Source organism: Streptomyces sp. NPDC001493, from assembly GCF_053597235.1.
Genome location: NZ_JBSFHV010000006.1, coordinates 1 through 18,029 on the forward strand (window position 1 = coordinate 1; position 18,029 = coordinate 18,029).

An 18,029-nucleotide genomic window follows, 5' to 3' on the forward strand; every position below is an offset into this window, starting at 1 on the left:
TAGATGGCGTTGCGCGCCTCGTCGGCCGGCTCCGGGCGGACGACACGCAGCTCGTCGGTCTGCCAGATCAGGTCGATGTTCTCCGCGAGCCGCAGGTCGACGCGGCGGCGGTCGGCCTCGATGACCGGGGTCTCCAGCAGGGCCGCGATACGGCGCAGCTTGTTCAGCACCGAACGGCGGGCGGCCTCGGTGGGGTGGGCCGTGAACACCGGCCGCACGTTGAGGTTCTTGACCGTCTCGCGCAGGTGCTCGGGGTCGGCGTCCTTGAGGCGGTCGGCGGTACGGGCGAGGAGCCCGCCCTCCGCGGCGCGCCGGTCGCGCATCTCGTGGGCGCGGTGCACCTGCTCGGTGACGTTGGCCAGGTGGAAATAGGTGGAGAAGGCGCGCACGAGCTGCGCCGCGGTCTCCAGGTCCGTGTCGCCGAGGAGTTCGGCCGCCGCTTCGCCGTCCGTACGGGTGAGGGCGCGAACGCGTTCGACGAGTTCGAGGAGTTCCGGGCCCTCCTGGCGTACCAGGGTCTCGCCCAGCAGGTCGCCGAGGCGGCGGATGTCGGCCCGCAGTTCGGGGCTGCTGGCGGCAGGGGTCTGGTCGGCACTGCTCACAGTGTGCGGCTCCTTGCAGTGGTAGAGCACGAATCCGGGGCCAACGGCCGCAGCGTGCTGTTGCCGCCCCCGGGACGAGCGGGGTGCGGACCGCGCTGTCCGACCCTTCCAGGATATGTGGCACCGGCGTCGGCGCGTCCGGTGGCCTCACAGGGTGGGACGGGGCGGGGCATTCGACGGCGGGAGCCGTACAGGCTTTACCCGTACGGGGGCACGAGATACCACGAACGGCGTCCGGAACGTGGTCTGGTGGTGTGGGCCGCGTCACTACGGTACTTACGATCCCGTAGGTTACGGTCCCGTAGCCAAGGCCGATTCCGATTTGTTCTGTTCTCCTCACCCCCCGGGGGACCACATGACCATCAGCCCCGACCTGACCGACCAGCCGGACCCACCGGCAGGAACGGATCCCGCTCCTGTCCCCTCCGGCACGCTGGGCGGCGACAGCAAGCGGTCGATCGAGCAGATCGCCCTGCTCCTCTTCATCGTGGTGCCGTTCGCGGCCCTGGTGGCGGCGGTGCCGCTGACCTGGGGCCACGGAGTCAGCTGGCTCGATCTGGGGCTCATGGTGGCGATGTACTACATCGGCTGCCACGGCGTCACGATCGGCTTCCACCGCTACTTCACGCACGGCTCCTTCAAGGCGAAGCGCCCGCTGCGCATCGCACTCGCCGTCGCCGGCTCCCTGGCGGTGGAGGGACCGCTGGTGCGGTGGGTCGCCGACCACCGCAAGCACCACCGGTTCTCCGACGCGGAGGGCGACCCCCACTCGCCGTGGCGCTTCGGCGAGACGCTGCCCGCCCTGATGAAGGGGCTGTGGTGGGCGCACATCGGGTGGATGTTCAACGAGGAGCAGACCCCGCAGCAGAAGTACGCCCCCGACCTGGTCAGGGACCCGGCCATGAGGGCGATCTCGCGCCACTTCCTGACCTTCACGATCATCTCGCTGTCCATCCCGCCGCTGGTCGGCGGGCTGGTGACGATGTCGTGGTGGGGCGCGGCGACCGCGTTCTTCTGGGGTTCGCTGGTACGGGTGGCGCTGCTGCACCACGTCACCTGGGCGATCAACTCGATCTGCCACGCGGTCGGCAAGCGCCCCTTCAAGTCCCGCGACAAGTCGGGCAACGTGTGGTGGCTGGCCGTACTGTCCTGCGGCGAGTCCTGGCACAACCTGCACCACGCCGACCCGACGAGCGCCCGGCACGGGGTGATGCGCGGCCAGATCGATTCCAGCGCCCGGCTGATCCGCTGGTTCGAACAGCTCGGCTGGGCGTACGACGTCCGCTGGCCGGACGCCGACCGCATCGATGCACGACGCAAGGAGTCCCGGCGCAAGGCCGTGCCCGCCGACGCGGCATGATGGGCACCGTGGCGACCGACGGCAGCACGAGCAGCGAGAAGAGCAGCCCTCCCCCCGCACGCCGGACCCGGCGGGTCCGGATGACCGGGAAGGAGCGGCGCGAGCAGCTGCTGGACATCGGTCGCACCCTCTTCGCCGACAAGGGGTTCGAAGGGACCTCGGTGGAGGAGATCGCGGCACGCGCCGGGGTCTCCAAGCCGGTGGTGTACGAACACTTCGGCGGCAAGGAGGGCCTGTACGCCGTCGTGGTCGACCGGGAGATGCGCCAGCTGCTGGACATGGTGACGGGCGCCCTCACCGCGGGGCACCCGCGTGAGCTGCTGGAACAGGCGGCGTTCGCGCTGCTCGACTACATCGAGACGTACACGGACGGCTTCCGCATCCTGGTCCGGGACTCCCCGGTCGCCCAGTCCACCGGCACCTTCGCCTCGCTGATCAGCGACATCGCCACGCAGGTGGAGGACATCCTGGGCATGGAGTTCAAGGCCCGGGGCTTCGACCAGAAGCTGGCCCCGCTCTACGCACAGGCCCTGGTCGGCATGGTGGCCCTCACCGGCCAGTGGTGGCTCGACGTCCGCAAGCCCCGCAAGGCGGAGGTGGCGGCGCACCTGGTGAACCTGGCCTGGCACGGCCTGGAGAACCTGGAGCCGAAGCCCCGGCTGATAGGGCACCGCAAGAGCTGAGGCGCACGGCGGCGTGCGCGTACGGAGAAAGGGGTCCCGCCACTCGGGTGGCGGGACCCCTTTCTCCGTACGGCCGTGCGGGCGGGAAGACCGGGCCCGAGGCCGGTCAGCGCACCCAGTCCTTGAGAGGCTCGGTGTCCAGGGTGAAACCGACGGGGGCGGGGATCTCGATGGGCTTGCCGAATGGGCGGCGCAGGATCTTCGCGTAGGAGCCGGCGTCGGGCTCGCTGTAGACGAGGGTCTCGCAGGTGTCGCGGTCGACGAGCAGGTACAGGGGGATGCCGGTCTCGGCGTAGGCGGCGGGCTTCTCCTCCCTGTCGCGCTTGTCGGTGTCGGCGTCGTAGGAGGTGACCTCGACGATCATGAGGACCTGGTCGGGGAAGGCCCATTCGCCCTGGCCGGCGAAGACCCCCTCGGGGGCCAGCGTGCCGTCGGGCTTGGCGTTGCCGTTGCGGTAGGTCTGGATCTTCAGGCCGCGCTCCGGGTAGAGCCACAGCTCGGGGCGGTACTGCATGCAACGTCGCGTGAGCCAGCGGATGATCTCGTCGTGGTCGCCGTCGGGCACGGCCTTGACCCCCAGCCTGCCGTGGATGAACTCCATGCGGACGCCCTCGCGCTCGGCGGCTGCGGCAATGCGCTCGAACTCTTCGGCCCGCATCTGGGGCCGGTGTTCCATGACCGTCACTGGGCACCTCCTGCTCCCAGCTTAGGGTCGGGCAGACCGTACGCGGGCCCTACGCCGAAGTCTCCCCCGTCAGCCGTGGTGCAGCCAGACGCGCAGCGGGCCCGTCGCGGTGAAGCCGTGGCGCAGGGCGGTGTCGAGGTCTTCGCCGTGTTCGTAGCCGACCACGGGCAGCCCCGGGAAGAGCCGGTGCGCCGCGTCGAGGGCCCCGGGCCAGGCGGCGTCGGCGCCGCCGCCGCGGGCGAAGACGTTGGAGAGGCCGAGGACGCCCCCGCCGAGGACGCCGCCCTCACGGACAGCGCCGGGGCCCCCGCTGCGGCTCGCCACCGCGCCGGCGGTGATCCGGCCGTCCGGGGTGCGGGCGGCGAGCAGGAAGGTGTCCGGGTCGTCGAGGAGGGCGGGCCGGAAGAGGTCCGCGTCGCCGTCGCCGTCGTCCCAGGCCCGCGCCCAGGCGCGTACCGCGTCCGGGTCCTCGGCGACCTGCCAGGGGGTGCCGGAGAAGGCGGGGGGCGGGCCGGCCGGGCGGTGGATCCACGCGGCCTCGAACAGCACCCGGAATCCGGCCGCCGTGAGGTCGAGGTCGGCGAAGCTGTCCTTGACGGTGGCGCCGGGTGCGGTGAGGTCGATGCCCCCGGCGACCTCGTCCGGATCGGCGCCGGGGGCCAGGGTCACCGCGTCGGGGTAGTAGAGCGGCGTACGGGCCGGTGCCGTCCAGGCCTGCGCCCCGAAGGCACCCGGCACCCCGTGGGTGCGGGACATCACCGCGCACCACTCGGCGTTGTTCCGGGCGGACAGGTGGACCAGCTGGAGCAGGGCGTGCTGCGTCGTCGTCACGAGTGCGGAGCCTGCCCCGGAGCGGTGCGTCACGTCGAGGGGTTTACCGGTCCGGGCGCGGGCTATCCGGCGTCGGGCTCCAGGAACTCCAGCCGGTTGCCCACCGGGTCCTCGCTGTGGAAGCGGCGGTGGCCCGGGAGCGTATCGTCCCAGTGGACGGGTGCGCCGTGGGCGGCCAGGCGGTCGGCGAGGGCGTCGATCCCGGTGACGCGGAGCCCGGGGTGGGCCTTGGCGGCGGGGCGGAAGTCCTGCTCCAGGCCGAGGTGGATGCGGACCGGGGCGGTGTCCGGGCCGGTCCGGAACCAGCAGCCGCCCCGTGCGGCGAGCGCCGGGGGCTTCGGCTCCTCGGTCATGGAGAGAACACCTCCGTAGAAGGCGCGCAGCAGGTCCTCGGAGCCGGGAGGGGCGGCGAGCTGTACGTGGTCCAGGGCGGCGATCACGTGTCCCCCTGTCCCACGTCGCCCGCGACCCGGGCGACGGCGAAGATCCGGCGGAACGGGAAGACCGTGCCGTGCGGGCCCTGCGGGTAGGCGGTGCGCAGCAGGTCGCGGTACTCGGTGAGGAAGGCGTCGAGGGCCTCCGGGTCGTCGGCGAGGGCGGCGAGGACCGGGCGCAGGCCGGTGCCCTTGACCCAGTCGAGCACCGGGTCGTCGCCGTGCAGGACCTGGAGGTACGTGGTCTCCCAGACGTCGACCGCCGCGCACCCGGCCGCGGTGAGCCGGTCGTGGTAGGCGGCGGGCTCCAGGACGGCGTCCTCGTGGCGGAGGAGTCCGCCGAGGCGGCCGCGCCAGCGGGGGGACTCGGCGAGGCCGCGCATCAGGGCGTGGCTGGGGGCGCCGAAGTTGCTGGGCACCTGGAAGGCGAGGGTGCCGCCGGGGGCGAGGCCGTCGAGCCAGGCGGGGAAGCGGTCGGCGTGGCCGGGGACCCACTGGAGCAGGGCGTTGGAGGCGATCAGGCCGTACGGCTCCGCGGGGGTCCACTCCGAGACGTCGGCCTCGGCGAAGTCGAGCGTGGCGGTGGCGTGGGTACGGGCCTGCTCCAGCATCTGCGGGGAGTTGTCGTAGCCGGTGATCCGGGCCCCGGGCCACCGGTCGGCGAGGAGGACCGTGACGTTCCCCGGGCCGCAGCCGAGGTCGGCGATGCGGGGGCGGGGGCCACCGGGGAGTTCGCCCACCCGGGCGAGGAGGTCGCGGAAGGGGCGCTCGCGGTGCTCCGCGTGGCGGAGATACTGGCCGGGGTCCCAGACGGATTGGCTCATGGCGTCAGCATCCACCCGGACTATCTTGACGTCAAGACACTTGAAACCAAGAGACTTCATGTCGAGGGACCCTCTACACTGATCGACATGGAGGACGAGGTCGACCGTCTGGTCGCAGCATGGCGCCGCGAGCGCCCCGACCTCGACGTGGAACCACTAGAGGTCCTCAGCCGGGTGTCGCGCCTCGCGCGCCACCTCGACCGGGCCCGCCGCATCGCCTTCTCCGAGCACAGCCTGGAGCCCTGGGAATTCGACGTCCTGACGTCGCTGCGCCGGGCCGGCGCCCCGTACCAGCTCTCCCCCGGCCAGCTGCTGACCCAGACCCTGGTCACCTCGGGCACGATGACCAACCGCATCGACCGGCTGACCAAGAAGAACCTGGTGGAACGCCTCCCCGACCCCAACGACCGGCGCGGGGTGCTGGTCCGGCTGACCGCCGAGGGGCGCGACAAGGCCGACCAGTCGCTGGCCGGACTGCTCGACCAGGAACGCGCCATCCTCGGCGAGCTCTCCGCCCGCCAGCGAGGCGAACTCGCCGATCTGCTGCGCCAGTTGACCGCCCCGTTCGACAACGTCCCCGGCTAGGGACTATCCCGCGGGGAGTGTCAGACACTCCCCAGCGGCACCACTTCGGACGTCAGGTCGACCGGGCCCACACCCGCCCTGCGGGCCAGCGCCACGGCCGCCAGCGTCGAGTGCACCCCGAGCTTGCCCAGGACGTTCTGCATGTGCGTACGGACCGTGTGCGGCGAGAGGTAGAGCCGCTCGGCCACCGCCTTCCGCCCCAGCCCCGCCACCATGCAGCGCAGCACCTCACGTTCGCGCGGGGTGAGCGACTCCACCAGCAGCTCGCTCTCGGTGCGGTGCTTGCGCGCGGCCGTCAACTCCCGCAGTACGCCCGTGAGCAGGGCCGGCGGCAGATGGGTCTCGCCGCGCAGCACCCCGCGGATGACCGCCAACAGGCGTTGCAGGGAACAGTCCTTGGCGACCCAGCCGGAGGCACCCGCCTGGAGCGCCGCCGCCGCACGGCGCGGATCGTCCCGCTCGGCGAGGACCACCGTACGGACGCCCGGCCGGGCCTCGCGGACCCCCGAGACGAGGGAGATCCCGTCGACCGGGCCCCCCTGCTGCGGGATCCCGCCCGCCGCGGGCGTGCCGCCCAGTTCGGCGTCGACCAGCATGACGTCGTAGGCGCGGCCCTCGGTGGCGGCGCGGTCGAGGCAGCGCAGGGCGGCCGGGCCGCTGCCCGCGGCGGCCACGTCCACGTCCGGCTCGGCGGCGAGCGCCGCGGCGAGCGATTCGGCAAAAATTCGATGGTCGTCGACCACGAGAACCCGGATACGGGCCACGTCTACCCCCCAGTGGGACGGTCCCGGTCCGCCGTCCTGAGGCCGGACCCGGGTGGGAACACGTCGGGGCGGTCGTGGCGCCCGAGCTCCGCGACGGGAGACCCGTCCGCGCGGCCCCGCCGCACGCACCGAGCCCGCCACCGTCCGCGCCCGGGTGCCGCACCGCCCGTCTCGGCCCCTGAACGGCACCGGCCCCCACCGGTGCTGCCCATCAGGGTACGGGCGTACGGGTGCCGGGGAAGCCGATTCACGGAAGTGACCGTCCCCGGCGTTCGAGGGGTACTTCCTGTCCCGTTCCGGGACGGAAGTGGACGAACGAGGCCGCATTCTGCGCCACCGGCCCGGGGCCGCCGGGTGGACGAACCACCGGGCGTACGGGCCGCCGGGCGCACGGACACGGCGGGCGTACCGACACGGCGGAGCGCCGGGACACCGGCCGTGGGGACGGCCGGGCCCGGCGCTCGTACACGCGGGGGTCCGGTGCGGGACGGTCGTCAGACCAGGCGGCGCGCACCCTCCGAGGGGACGGCGGAGAAGATGCCCGGGGTGGCATGGCCGGCCGCCGCGAAGGCGTCGAGCACCGACTTGGTGACCGCCTCGGCGTCGGACTCCTCGACCAGCACGATCGCCGAGCCGCCGAAGCCGCCGCCGGTCATGCGGGCGCCGAGCGCCCCGGCCGCGTTCGCGGTGGCCACGGCGAGGTCGAGCTCCTCGCAGGAGACCCGCAGGTCGTCGCGGAGCGAGGTGTGGCCCTGGTTGAGGACCGGGCCCGCCGCGCGTACGTCCCCGGCGTCGAGCAGCGCGATGACCTGCTCGACCCGGGCGTTGTCGCTGACCACGTGGCGTACGTAGCGGACCACGGACTCGTCCGCGCCGGCCGCCTCAAGGCGGGCGAGGGCGTCGGGGAGGTCCTCGTACGCCAGCTCGCGCAGCTTGCCGAGCCCCAGCAGGCGGGCGCCCTCCTCGCAGCCGGCCCGGCGCTCGGCGTACGCGCCGTCGCCCAGCGCGTGCTTGACGCGGGTGTCCACGACCAGCAGCCGCAGCCCGTGCGCGGCGAGGTCGAAGGGGACCTGGCGCACGGCGAGGTCGCGGGTGTCCAGGTGGAGGGCGTGGCCGTCGGTGCAGCAGGCGGACGCCATCTGGTCCATGACACCGCAGGGCACGCCGACGAAGTCGTTCTCGGCGGCCTGGCCGAGGACGGCCAGTTCGGCGGCGGTCAGGCCGAGGCCGAAGAGGTCGTTCAGCGCGAGCGCCACGACCACTTCGAGGGCGGCGGACGAGGAGAGCCCGGCGCCGGTCGGCACGGTGGAGGTGACCTGGATGTCCGCGCCGGTGATCTCGTGCCCGGCCCGGCGCAGCGCCCAGACGACACCCGCCGGGTACGCGGCCCAGCCGTGGCCCTCGTTGGGGGTCAGGCCGTCGACGGCGAGCTGCACGATGCCGCCGGGTACGTCGGTGGAGTGCAGCCGCAGCTGGCCGTCGGTGCGCCGGGCGACGGCGGCACGGGCGATGTGCGGGAGGGCGAGCGGCATGACGAAGCCGTCGTTGAAGTCGGTGTACTCGCCTATGAGGTTGACGCGCCCGGGGGCCGCCCAGACCCCTTCGGGCTCGGTGCCGTACAGCGCGCGGAAGGAGGCGATGAACTCGTCCTGGCCCAGCGGTCCGGTGGTCGCGACGGCCTCGGCGACGGTGTTCTCGGGTGTCTCGGTCATGATGCGGTGGTCCCCTCTCGGCGGGCGAAAGCCCAGGCGTCCGCGACGATACCGGCCAGGTCGGGGCGGCTCGGCGTCCAGCCCAGGCGCTCGCGGGCGGTGGCCGCGGAGGCGACGAGGACGGCCGGGTCGCCGGCGCGGCGCGGGGCGGCGGTCTCAGGGATCGGGTGGCCGGTGACCTCGCGGACGGTCTCGATGACCTGGCGGACCGAGAAGCCGTTGCCGTTGCCCAGGTTGCAGATGAGGTGCTCGCCGGAGGTGGCGGCGCCCAGCGCGAGGAGGTGGGCCTCGGCGAGGTCGGCGACGTGGATGTAGTCGCGGACGCAGGTGCCGTCGGGGGTGGGGTAGTCGTCGCCGTAGACGTTGATCGACTCACGCGTGCCCGCGGCGACCTGGAGGACCAGCGGGATGAGGTGGGACTCGGGGTCGTGGCGCTCCCCGGTGTTCCCGTACGCGCCGGCCACGTTGAAGTAGCGCAGCGAGACGGCGGCCAGCCCGTGGGCGGCGGCCTCCCCGGTGATCATGTGGTCGACGGCGAGCTTGGTCGCGCCGTACGGGTTGGTGGGGGCGGTCGGGTCGGACTCCGTGATGGGGCTGGAGACCGGCTCGCCGTAGGTGGCGGCGGTGGAGGAGAAGACGAGGGTGCGCACCCCGGCGTCCCGCATCGCGGCGAGCAGCGCGGTGGTGCCGCCGACGTTGTTGAGCCAGTACTTCTCCGGGTTCACGACGGACTCGCCGACCTGGGAGAACGCGGCGAAGTGCAGGACGGCGTCGTAGGAGGCGTCGAGCCACTTCGCGGCGTCCTGGATGCGGCCCTCGATGAACTCGGCGCCCGCGGGGACGCCCTCGCGGAAGCCGGTGGAGAGGTCGTCGAGCACGGTGACGGTGTGCCCGGCCTCCAGCAGGTGGGTGGCGACCACGCTGCCCACGTAACCGGCACCGCCGGTGACCAGGTACTTCTTCGGGGTGCTGCTGCTCACTTGCTCGCTACCTCTCGCAGTCGCTCGGCCGCGGTCTCCGGCGGCACGTCGTTGATGAACGCTCCCATGCCGGACTCCGATCCGGCGAGGAACTTCAGCTTGCCGGGGGTGCGACGGATGGTGAAGAGCTCCAGGTGGAGGGCGAGCTCCTCGCGTCCGGGGGCGCGGAACGGCGCCTGGTGCCAGGCGGCGATGTACGGGGTGGGGGGCGCGTCGGGGCCGAAGATCCGGTCGAAGCGCCGCAGCAGCTCCAGGTAGATCTGCGGGAACTCGGCGCGGGCGGCGTCGTCCAGCCCGCGGAAGTCGGCGACGCGGGTGCGCGGATAGAGGTGGACCTCGTACGGCCAGTGCGCGGCGTACGGGACGAACGCGACCCAGTGCTCGCCGGTGAGGACGATCCGGTCGCCCTCGGCGATCTCACGGGCGACGACGTCCTCGAAGAGGTTCCGTCCGGTCTCCTCGCGGTGGGCGACGGCCGAACGCAACATCAGTTCGGTTCGAGGCGTCACGAAGGGGTAGCCGTAGATCTGGCCATGGGGGTGACCCAGAGTCACACCGATCTCGGCACCGCGGTTCTCGAAGGGGAAGACCTGGGCGACCTGGTCGAGCTCGGAGAGGGCGGCGGTGCGGTCGGTCCAGGCCTCCAGCACGAGGGCGGCCTGCTCATCGGTGAGATCGGCGAAGGAGGAGTCGTGGTCGGAGGCGAAGCAGACGACCTCGCAGCGGCCGGAGTCCCCGGCGAGCGAGGGGAAGCGGTTCTCGAAGACGACGACGTCGTAGTTGTCGTCGGGGATCTCGCTGAGCCGCTCGTCCCGCGAGGGGCAGAGCGGGCACTCGTCGGCCGGCGGGTGGTAGGTGCGGCCCTGGCGGTGGGAGGCGATGGCGACCGCGTCGCCCAGGACCGGGTCGCGCCGGATCTCGGACGAGGTGGCGACGGCGTCGAGCGGCCTGCGGTCCACCGCATCGCGTACGACGTCGTCGGCGGAGTCGTAATAGATCAGTTCCCGACCGTCGGCGAGGGTCGTTGCCGTCTTCTTCACCAGGTTCCTCCAAACATAACTAAACACAATTAATCACAATCGAACAGAGGCGTCAATGATGTAACTCTTTGTAGACAAGATGTGGCCCTGTGTGCGATTTAGTGGAGACCTGGTTCTTTACATCGGGTCAATTCGCCCCCCTGCATCACGATCAAACAAAGAACACCAGCAACTTTGTTCAGTTATTGAATGCATGGGCGTAAGTTTCATCAGGTTCAGTTCGCGCAACGAAGCGAGTACCCCCCATGAACTATCTGGCTGAAGGGCTCCGGCTCCCCACGAACGGCCTCGATTACACAATCCTGGCCATCTACTTCGTCGTGGTCCTCGGCATCGGCTTCGCGGCCCGCGCCAGCGTGAAGACCAGCCTCGACTTCTTCCTCTCCGGCCGCTCCCTGCCCGCCTGGGTCACCGGTCTGGCCTTCGTGGCCGCCAACCTCGGCGCCACGGAGATCCTCGGCATGGCGGCCACCGGCGCGCAGTACGGCGTCTCGGTCGTCCACTGGTACTGGATCGGCGCCATCCCCGCCATGGTCTTCCTCGGCCTGGTGATGATGCCGTTCTACTACCGCTCGAAGGTCCGGTCCGTCCCGGAGTTCCTCCTCCAGCGGTTCGACAAGTCGGCCCACCTGCTGAGTTCCGCCCTGTTCGCCTTCGCCGCCATCCTGATAGCCGGCGTCAACCTCTACGCGCTCTCGATCGTCGTGGAGGCGCTGCTGGGCTGGCCGCAGTGGGTCGCGATCACCGTCGCGGGCATCTTCGTCCTGGTGTACATCACCATCGGCGGGCTCTCCTCGGCGATCTACAACGAGGTGCTCCAGTTCTTCGTCATCCTCGCCGCGCTCATACCCCTGACCATCCTGGGTCTCAAGCGCGTCGGCGGCTGGGACGGCCTGTCCGACTCCCTGACGAAGAGCCACGGGTCGAAGTTCATGTCCGCCTGGAGCGGTACGGGCATCGGTGACAGCAACGCCCTCGGCGCCAACTGGCTGACGATCATCCTCGGCCTCGGCTTCGTGCTCTCCTTCGGCTACTGGACGACCAACTTCGCCGAGGTGCAGCGCGCCCTGTCCGCGAAGAACCTCTCGGCCGCGCAGCGCACCCCGCTCATCGCCGCGTTCCCCAAGATCTTCATCGTCTTCCTGGTGATGATCCCGGGCATGGTCGCCGCCGTCGTCGTCCCGAACATCGGCACCGACCGCTCGGACCTGACGTACAACGACGCCATCCCGCTGCTGATGCGTGACCTGCTCCCGAACGGTGTCCTCGGCATCGCGGTGACCGGTCTGCTCGCCGCGTTCATGGCCGGTATGGCCGCCAACGTCTCGTCGTTCAACACGGTGTTCACCACGGACATCTACGCGCGCTACATCCGCAAGGACGCACCGGACGCGCACTACCTGCGCTTCGGCCGCGGCGTCACCGCCGTCGGCGTGCTGGCCTCGATCGGCACGGCGTTCATCGCGTCGAGCTTCTCGAACATCATGAGCTACCTGCAGACGCTCTTCTCGTTCTTCAACGTCCCGATGTTCGTCGTCTTCATCATCGGCATGTTCTGGAAGCGCGCCTCGATGAAGTCCGGCGTCTGGGGCCTGGTCGCGGGCACCACCGCCGCGATGATCAACTACTTCGTCTTCTACAAGCAGGGGATCATCGACATCCCGACCGACCAGGGCGCGAACTTCGTCTCCGCCATCGTCGGCTTCGTCGCCGGTGCGGTCGTCATGGTCCTGGTCACCCTCTTCACGGCCCCCAAGCCGGAAGCCGAACTGGCCGGCCTGGTCTACGGCACCGAGTCCCCGGACGCCCCCGAGGTGCCCGAGGAGTCCGACTCCGCGTGGTACCGCAAGCCGGCCCTGCTCGGCTGGGGCGCCATCGTGATCGCCGCCGCCTGCTACGTCCCCTACTCGTTCTGATCGGAGGAACCACCATGTCCGAGCTGCACAAGGAAGTCTCCGACCTGGAGAGCAAGTCCGCCACGGCGGCACGCCTCTTCGACATCAGGCGGATCATCGGCGGTCTCTTCGTGGTCTACGGAGTCATCGTCACCATCGCGGGCATCAGCCCGTCCGACGCCGACCTCGAGAAGGCCCAGGGCGTCAACATCAACCTGTGGACCGGCCTCGCGATGCTCGTCCTCGGACTGCTGTTCCTGGTCTGGATGTGGCTGCGCCCGACGCAGGCCCCGGCCGAACCGGTCGAGCCGGGCGGCCCCGCCGGTCACTGACCGGCCGCACCGCGCCTCCCCCACGGCCTAACGCAGGGGCCGGACCCACCCGCAGCTCAGGGTGCGTCCGGCCCCTGCGGCATGTCGTACCCGGGTTCGCGCGCCGTGCCCATCGCCGTGTGGACGACCGCCCGGTCCAGCAGCCCCGTACGGGCCGCGAGCGCGGCGGCCTCCAGCCGGGAACCGACGCCGAGCTTCATCAGGACCCGCTGGACGTGGGTACGGGCGGTGCTCGGCGCGATCCGCATCCCGGCGGCGATCAGCCGGGTGCCCTCGCCCTCGGCGACACGGACCAGCACCTCCGCCTCGCGGGGCGTCAGCAGCCGCAGCAGGCGCTGGCCCTCGTCGTCGGGCTTCTCCACCGGGTGCAGCAGCTCGGTGAAGGCGCCCCTGAGCAGGGCGGGCGCCACCGACGCCTCACCGGCCCTGGCCTTCATCATGGCCCGCTCGACGCCCTCGATGCGTTCGTCGTGCCGGACGTATCCGGCCGCCCCGGCAGCGAAGGCCGCCGCGATCCCCCGGGGGCTGGGCACCGGGCCCAGCACCACCACCGCCACCTGCGGGCGCTCCTGTCCGATCCGCACGATCGGGTCGAAGGCGCCCGGCGCCGCGGGCGAGGCCGTCCCGAAGAGGCAGACCTCCGGGGCCCGGGATATGACGAGATCCGCGGCGCCCGAGGTCGGCGCCGTGGCCGCGAGCACGCGGTGCCCCCGGAGCTTGAGTGCCGAGGCGAGCGCCTCGGCCAGCAGGCGGTGGTCGTCGACCACCATGAGCCGCACGCTCATCGCGCAGATACCCCCAGTACCGCCGTGAACCGCCGTGCGCATGTGTGCCACGACCGTCGGCCCCCCGGCCTAGACCCGGCAAGCTACACGCTTGTTCGACGCCGTGGCGCCCATACGTGGCAGAAGCCCCCCAGAAGGCCGATTTCTTCTGCTTCGGACGTCACAGAGTTGACGGAAAACGATCGGCCCCGCCGGTCTTTCTCCGACCGGCGGGGCCGTCCTGCGGGGTGCCCCGGGCACGGGGCGGGTGGTGTCCGGCCGGCCGGCAGGGCCGGCCGGTGGCGGTCAGCCGGTGGTGAACGCCATGGCGAGGAGCCGGTCGTCCTCGTCCGCGCCGCTCGATTCGCTGAGCATGTTCGGCGACAGGAAGAGCCGTCCCTTCTCGTACAGGAACTCCCCCCGGTCGTAGCCGAAGTACGTCTCCGCGTCCCGGATCTTCTCGGTGCTGGGGTTCTCCATCAGCACCGTCTCCTTCAGGGTCGCGCCGTCGAGCGAGACGACCTGGCCGCCCTTGTCGTACGGGGGCACCTTGTACGCGATGACGTTGGTGCCGTCCATCCGGAGCGGGATCATGCTGTACCGCTCGCCCGCGTCGGCGCGGGCGCCGAGCAGCTTGCCGGTGGTGAGGTCGAACGCGACGATCTCGTTGGTGTCGCCGTACTCCGAGGTGCCCTCGTGGGACTCGGTGGGCACGTACAGGCGGTTGTTGCCGACCGTCATGCCGACGCACCGCTCCACCTCGGTGGAGCCGCACTCCCCCGCGTACCGCTCGGCGTCGGCGGAGATCCGGACGATCAGCTTGCCGGTCTCGGAGTCGATGGAGAAGTAGTCCGAGATGCTGGAGCCGTCACCGGCCGTGTCGCCGATGTCGGCCGCGACGACCAGCGGCTCGGTGGAGACGACCGCCGCGTACTCGACGCCCGGCGGCATGTCGTACGAGGAGATCGGGGCGCCGGTCTTCGCGTCCAGCGTCTGGATGGAGAGCTTCGGGTCGTCGTACGAACCGCACTTGCGGACGGTGACGAGCGCCTCGCCGCCGCCGTACCCGGTGTCGTAGCAGTCGTCGCTGGAGATCTTCGGGGCCCAGAGCTGGGCCCCGGTGTTGATGTCGAAGGCGGCACCGCCCTCGGTGCCCGCCGCGGCGACCGTCGTCCCGCTGACCGTCACTTCGCTGAACCGCACCGGCTCGTCACCGTTGGAGGCGGCGGTGACCGACTTCGACCAGAGCATCTTGCCGGTGTTCAGGTCGAGCGCCCCGAGCTTGTTGCAGGACGGGTACTTGTCCGCCGAGGTCGGCTTGGACTCCTCGAAGACGATCGCGGTCCTGTAGTCCTTCGTCATGTGCCGGGAGGCCGCGCAGAGCTGGCCCGCCGTCGGGATCGACCAGAGCTTGGTGCCCTTCTCCAGGTCGTATCCGGCGACCTCGTACACCCCGGTCTTCACGTACACCTTGTCGGTGACCCAGGAGCCGTAGACGGTGGTGACGTCGGAGACCTTCGGCTTCGGGATCTGGAAGGAGACGTGCGACTTGGTGGAGGCCGGCACCTTCTCGGTGCCTCCGGCGAGACCGCCGCCGTCCCCCTTGTCCCCGTCACCGCCGCCGCCACCGGCGGTGGGCCCCGCGGTCGAGACCTCCGGGTCCCCGCCGTCGCCGGACGCCGAGTAGACGACCCCGGCGCCGATGATCAGCACCACGGCGAGCGCCGCCCCGATGATGATCTTCATCTGCGCGGAGACCTTCTTGCCGCCGCCGGTGCCCTGGGGCGGCTGCGGCTGCGCGTACTGCGGCTGCGTCGGGTAGCCGTACCCCGGCTGACCGGGACCCGGCTGGCCGAAGTAACCGGGCTGGCCGGGCTGCGAGGAGGTCGGCGTCTGCGGGTAGCCGTACCCGGGCTGCGGCGGCGGCCCCTGCGGATAGCCGTATCCGGGCTGCGGCTGCGGGTACCCGTACGCGGGCCCGGCCGGACCCTGCGGCGGCTGGGGCGGCTGGGGCTGGGGCGGCTGGGCAGCCTGCGGCTGCGGGGCCTGCGGGGCCTGCGGTGCCTGCGGGGGCTTCGCGTACGGGGAGGGCGGCGGCGCGCCGAAGCCGCCGGACGGCGGGTCCTGCGGGGCGCCGAAGCCGCCCTTCGGCGGTTCGCCGGGCTGCTGCGGGGGCGGGGGCGGCTGGGTCATCTCGTACGTACCTCGGGGGAAATGTGAGGGGAAGGGTGAGGGTAAGGGTAAGGGCGGTCGGAACGGGGGGTGTCGGGCGCACGGCCCGGGAGCGGCGCTGTCACTTGCCGAACGCGATCATCGCCGTCTCGCGGTCGTCGCCCCTGTTGTTGGCCTCGGTGAGCTGGTCGGCGACGATGATGGAACGTCCGTCCAGCCAGAGGAACTTGCCGTCGAATATGCCTTCCTCGACGAGCGCCGTGGACGCCGGGTGCTGGAGCAGGATCTTGGGGGTTCCGCCGGCCGGAGCGACGGAGGCGATGGCGCCGCCGTTCTCGTAGGTGGCCTCCAGGTGGACGATCAGGCTGCCGCCGTCCATCCGCATCGGCTCCATGAGCCGGCCCTCCGGCGCGGCCGCCTTCCACTTGGTCTTGCCGGAGTCGAGGTCGAAGGCGACCACCGCGTTGCTGCGGTCCGTGGCGCTGGGGGCCTCGGTCGCCATGTAGAAGGTGTTCGCGTCCGCCACGACGCCCGTGCAGGTGTCCAGGGACTTGCCGAAGATCTCCAGCGTGCCGCCGCAGTTCGGGGCGAACCTGTCCGCCGCGTCACCCGACAGCGTGGAGCGGAGCGTGCCGTTGTCCTTGAGGGCGATGACGCCCCACGACTTCTTCTTCTCGTTGGTCAGCGCCACGACGAGCGGGTCGACCGAGTACACCCGGTCGACCTCCCAGCCGCGTTCCGGCTGGTACGTCCAACGGGCCTTGCCGGTCTCCGGGTCGAGCTGCTGGATCTGCTGCTGCGGGTTCTCCGGGTCGCCCGTGCTGCAGTTGAGGGCGGCGATGAGCTTCGGACCGCCCGCGTAGGCGACGGGCTGGCAGTTGCCGGACGGCTTGCCGAACAGCTCCTTGCCGTCGCTGACCCGGAACGCGTTGGTGCCGCCGGAACGGCCGACCGTCACGGTGTCACCGCTGATCGCCAGGCTGACCTCGGTCAGCATGTCCCAGATGCCGCTCTGCTCGATCGTCTTCTTCCAGCCGGCCTTGCCCGCGGCGAGGTCGATCTGCTGGATCTCGGCGCAGTCGGCCCGGTCGCCGGTGCCGTCCATCAGGCCCAGGACGACCTTGCCGTCCGCGGTGGCGTTGACGGGCGCGGCGCAGATGTCGGTGTCGAACTTCACCGACCACTTCTCCTCGCCGGTGTCGAGCGAGTAGCCGGAGATGCCCCGGTAGGCGGCCTTGACCAGGGTGTCACCGACGATCCAGGGGCCGTGGACCATGGCGCCGCCGGCGTGCGGCAGCTTCAGGTCGTTGTCCTTCATCCAGAGGATCTTCGCCTCGCCCTTCTGGCGGCCGGCGTTCAGGTTGTCGTCCGTCTCGCGGCCCTCGTCGTTCCCGTCGCCCGAGGCCGAGGCGCTGGGCCCGGCGCCGCCCTTCCCGTCCGAACTCTTCTGGGCGACCGGCTTCCCGCCGTCGTCGTCCCCGCCCACGGCGAAGCCCACGCCGACCGCGGCCACGACCACCAGTGCGGCGGCCGCCGCGACGATCACCCCGGTCCGGCCGCGGAAGAACCCGCGCCCGGACGAGGGGCCGGGAGCGACCGGCGGCGGGCCGGGCGGAGCCGGGTAACCAGGGAAGCCCTGCTGCCCGTACGGACCCGGCTGCTGCGGCGCACCGTACGGACCCGGCTGCTGACCGTACGGACCGGGCTGCGGCTGCTCGCCGTACGGACCGGGGGGCTGCTGGCCGTAAGGTCCCGGCGCCTGCTGCCCGTACGGACCGGGCTGCGGCTGACCGTACGGTCCCGGCTGCTGCGGCTGACCGTACGGGCCGGGCTGCTGCGGCGCGCCGTACGGGCCGGGGGCCTGCGGGTAGCCGTACCCGGGTGCGCCGGGGCCCGGGGGCTGCTGGCCGTACGGGCCGGGCGCCTGCGGGTAGCCGTACGCCGGGGCGCCGGGGGCCGGGGGCTGCGCGGGGGGCGCCGGCGGGGCCGCCGGGGGCGGGGGCGGCGTACCGGGGGGCTGGGTCCCGGGCTGCTGGGCGGCCGGCTGCTGGGGAGACCCGTGCGGGGGCTCCTGCGGAGTCCCCGAGCCCCCCTGCGGCGGTTGCTGGCTGGGCGGCTGGGTCATCAGCACGTCCCCCTTCGTGCGGTTCCGGTGCCCGTTCCCGCCTCCCCCGCGATCCCTCGGGGACGGACGGCGTCGTGCGACGTACGTCCTGAACTCCCCCGGGAATGGAGCGGAACGGGCATGGCTACCGCGGCGTCGCGACAGTCTGGCGGGGCTTCTTTGTACCACCTGCACCAGCACGCACACCGATTCGGTCCGCCCGCTGTTCCCAAGGGAGAACCGGTCCGTGATGCCGCCGTTA

17 protein-coding genes are annotated in these 18,029 nt (G+C 71.6%); 5 read left to right on the forward strand and 12 right to left on the reverse strand.

Annotation, left to right across the window (positions count from 1 at the left end):
• On the reverse strand, positions 1–602 hold a 602-nt coding region (locus ACWCWD_RS11060; protein ID WP_450771946.1), incomplete at its 3' end, for a phosphoenolpyruvate carboxylase.
• Between the two features lie 355 nt (positions 603–957).
• Between ACWCWD_RS11060 and ACWCWD_RS11065 the strand changes: the two genes are divergently transcribed.
• Positions 958–1,962, forward strand: coding sequence for an acyl-CoA desaturase (locus ACWCWD_RS11065; protein ID WP_450771948.1), 1,005 nt, complete (start codon positions 958–960; stop codon positions 1,960–1,962).
• Complete coding sequence (locus ACWCWD_RS11070) at positions 1,959–2,645, forward strand: TetR family transcriptional regulator (protein WP_390960199.1); 687 nt, start codon at positions 1,959–1,961, stop codon at positions 2,643–2,645. The genes ACWCWD_RS11065 and ACWCWD_RS11070 overlap by 4 nt, the downstream gene beginning before the upstream one ends.
• A 106-nt stretch (positions 2,646–2,751) precedes the next feature.
• Here ACWCWD_RS11070 and ACWCWD_RS11075 read toward each other — a convergent pair whose 3' ends face one another.
• The 4 genes from ACWCWD_RS11075 to ACWCWD_RS11090 form a co-directional block, all read right to left on the reverse strand.
• Positions 2,752–3,321 carry a Uma2 family endonuclease gene (locus ACWCWD_RS11075; protein ID WP_450772348.1) on the reverse strand — a complete coding sequence of 190 codons (570 nt, stop codon included), beginning with the start codon at positions 3,319–3,321 and terminating at the stop codon, positions 2,752–2,754.
• Between the two features lie 78 nt (positions 3,322–3,399).
• Positions 3,400–4,161, reverse strand: coding sequence for a hypothetical protein (locus ACWCWD_RS11080; RefSeq protein ID WP_450771950.1), 762 nt, complete (start codon positions 4,159–4,161; stop codon positions 3,400–3,402).
• Between the two features lie 62 nt (positions 4,162–4,223).
• Entirely contained in the window at positions 4,224–4,601 is a 378-nt protein-coding gene (locus tag ACWCWD_RS11085) for a glyoxalase (RefSeq protein WP_450771951.1), read from the reverse strand.
• Positions 4,598–5,419 carry a trans-aconitate 2-methyltransferase gene (locus tag ACWCWD_RS11090; RefSeq protein ID WP_450771953.1) on the reverse strand — a complete coding sequence of 274 codons (822 nt, stop codon included), beginning with the start codon at positions 5,417–5,419 and terminating at the stop codon, positions 4,598–4,600. Before ACWCWD_RS11090 ends, ACWCWD_RS11085 begins: the two co-directional genes overlap by 4 nt.
• Positions 5,420–5,506: 87 nt before the next feature.
• Between ACWCWD_RS11090 and ACWCWD_RS11095 the strand changes: the two genes are divergently transcribed.
• Complete coding sequence (locus ACWCWD_RS11095) at positions 5,507–6,004, forward strand: MarR family winged helix-turn-helix transcriptional regulator (RefSeq protein WP_450771955.1); 498 nt, start codon at positions 5,507–5,509, stop codon at positions 6,002–6,004.
• A gap of 20 nt (positions 6,005–6,024) precedes the next feature.
• On the opposite strand, the gene ACWCWD_RS11100 is transcribed toward ACWCWD_RS11095, so the two are convergent.
• The 4 genes from ACWCWD_RS11100 to galT all read right to left on the reverse strand — a co-directional run bounded on the left by ACWCWD_RS11100 (position 6,025) and on the right by galT (position 10,500).
• Complete coding sequence (locus tag ACWCWD_RS11100) at positions 6,025–6,768, reverse strand: LuxR C-terminal-related transcriptional regulator (RefSeq protein WP_450771957.1); 744 nt, start codon at positions 6,766–6,768, stop codon at positions 6,025–6,027.
• A 494-nt stretch (positions 6,769–7,262) separates the two neighbouring features.
• Positions 7,263–8,480: a galactokinase gene (gene galK / locus ACWCWD_RS11105; protein ID WP_450771959.1), complete on the reverse strand. Its 1,218-nt coding sequence runs from the start codon at positions 8,478–8,480 to the stop codon at positions 7,263–7,265.
• The gene (gene galE, locus ACWCWD_RS11110) at positions 8,477–9,460 is read right to left on the reverse strand and encodes a UDP-glucose 4-epimerase GalE (protein ID WP_450771961.1); all 984 of its coding nucleotides are present in this window, start codon (positions 9,458–9,460) and stop codon (positions 8,477–8,479) included. The genes galK and galE overlap by 4 nt, the downstream gene beginning before the upstream one ends.
• A complete protein-coding gene (gene galT / locus ACWCWD_RS11115; protein WP_450771963.1) occupies positions 9,457–10,500 on the reverse strand; it encodes a galactose-1-phosphate uridylyltransferase in 1,044 nt (347 codons plus the stop codon). Before galT ends, galE begins: the two co-directional genes overlap by 4 nt.
• A gap of 245 nt (positions 10,501–10,745) precedes the next feature.
• Between galT and ACWCWD_RS11120 the strand changes: the two genes are divergently transcribed.
• The gene (locus ACWCWD_RS11120; protein ID WP_450771964.1) at positions 10,746–12,416 is read left to right on the forward strand and encodes a sodium:solute symporter family protein; all 1,671 of its coding nucleotides are present in this window, start codon (positions 10,746–10,748) and stop codon (positions 12,414–12,416) included.
• Positions 12,417–12,430: 14 nt separating this feature from the next.
• A complete protein-coding gene (locus ACWCWD_RS11125) occupies positions 12,431–12,727 on the forward strand; it encodes a hypothetical protein (RefSeq protein WP_450771966.1) in 297 nt (98 codons plus the stop codon).
• Positions 12,728–12,783: 56 nt separating this feature from the next.
• Here ACWCWD_RS11125 and ACWCWD_RS11130 read toward each other — a convergent pair whose 3' ends face one another.
• The 3 genes from ACWCWD_RS11130 to ACWCWD_RS11140 form a co-directional block, all read right to left on the reverse strand.
• A complete protein-coding gene (locus ACWCWD_RS11130; RefSeq protein ID WP_450771968.1) occupies positions 12,784–13,512 on the reverse strand; it encodes a response regulator transcription factor in 729 nt (242 codons plus the stop codon).
• Between the two features lie 285 nt (positions 13,513–13,797).
• Positions 13,798–15,684: an outer membrane protein assembly factor BamB family protein gene (locus ACWCWD_RS11135; RefSeq protein WP_450771969.1), complete on the reverse strand. Its 1,887-nt coding sequence runs from the start codon at positions 15,682–15,684 to the stop codon at positions 13,798–13,800.
• A 100-nt stretch (positions 15,685–15,784) separates the two neighbouring features.
• Positions 15,785–17,209 carry an outer membrane protein assembly factor BamB family protein gene (locus tag ACWCWD_RS11140; protein ID WP_450771970.1) on the reverse strand — a complete coding sequence of 475 codons (1,425 nt, stop codon included), beginning with the start codon at positions 17,207–17,209 and terminating at the stop codon, positions 15,785–15,787.
• Between the last annotated feature and the right edge of the window lie 820 nt (positions 17,210–18,029).

What these genes read in the sequence shown, in the direction of transcription:
- ACWCWD_RS11065 (WP_450771948.1), top strand. Translation starts at nt 958, where the DNA reads ATGACCATCAGCCCCGACCTGACCGACCAGCCGGACCCACCGGCAGGA.
- ACWCWD_RS11070 (WP_390960199.1), top strand. Translation starts at nt 1,959, where the DNA reads ATGATGGGCACCGTGGCGACCGACGGCAGCACGAGCAGCGAGAAGAGC.
- ACWCWD_RS11075 (WP_450772348.1), bottom strand. Translation starts at nt 3,321, where the DNA reads ATGGAACACCGGCCCCAGATGCGGGCCGAAGAGTTCGAGCGCATTGCC.
- ACWCWD_RS11090 (WP_450771953.1), bottom strand. Translation starts at nt 5,419, where the DNA reads ATGAGCCAATCCGTCTGGGACCCCGGCCAGTATCTCCGCCACGCGGAG.
- ACWCWD_RS11095 (WP_450771955.1), top strand. Translation starts at nt 5,507, where the DNA reads ATGGAGGACGAGGTCGACCGTCTGGTCGCAGCATGGCGCCGCGAGCGC.
- galK (WP_450771959.1), bottom strand. Translation starts at nt 8,480, where the DNA reads ATGACCGAGACACCCGAGAACACCGTCGCCGAGGCCGTCGCGACCACC.
- ACWCWD_RS11120 (WP_450771964.1), top strand. Translation starts at nt 10,746, where the DNA reads ATGAACTATCTGGCTGAAGGGCTCCGGCTCCCCACGAACGGCCTCGAT.
- ACWCWD_RS11125 (WP_450771966.1), top strand. Translation starts at nt 12,431, where the DNA reads ATGTCCGAGCTGCACAAGGAAGTCTCCGACCTGGAGAGCAAGTCCGCC.
- ACWCWD_RS11130 (WP_450771968.1), bottom strand. Translation starts at nt 13,512, where the DNA reads ATGAGCGTGCGGCTCATGGTGGTCGACGACCACCGCCTGCTGGCCGAG.
- ACWCWD_RS11135 (WP_450771969.1), bottom strand. Translation starts at nt 15,684, where the DNA reads ATGACCCAGCCGCCCCCGCCCCCGCAGCAGCCCGGCGAACCGCCGAAG.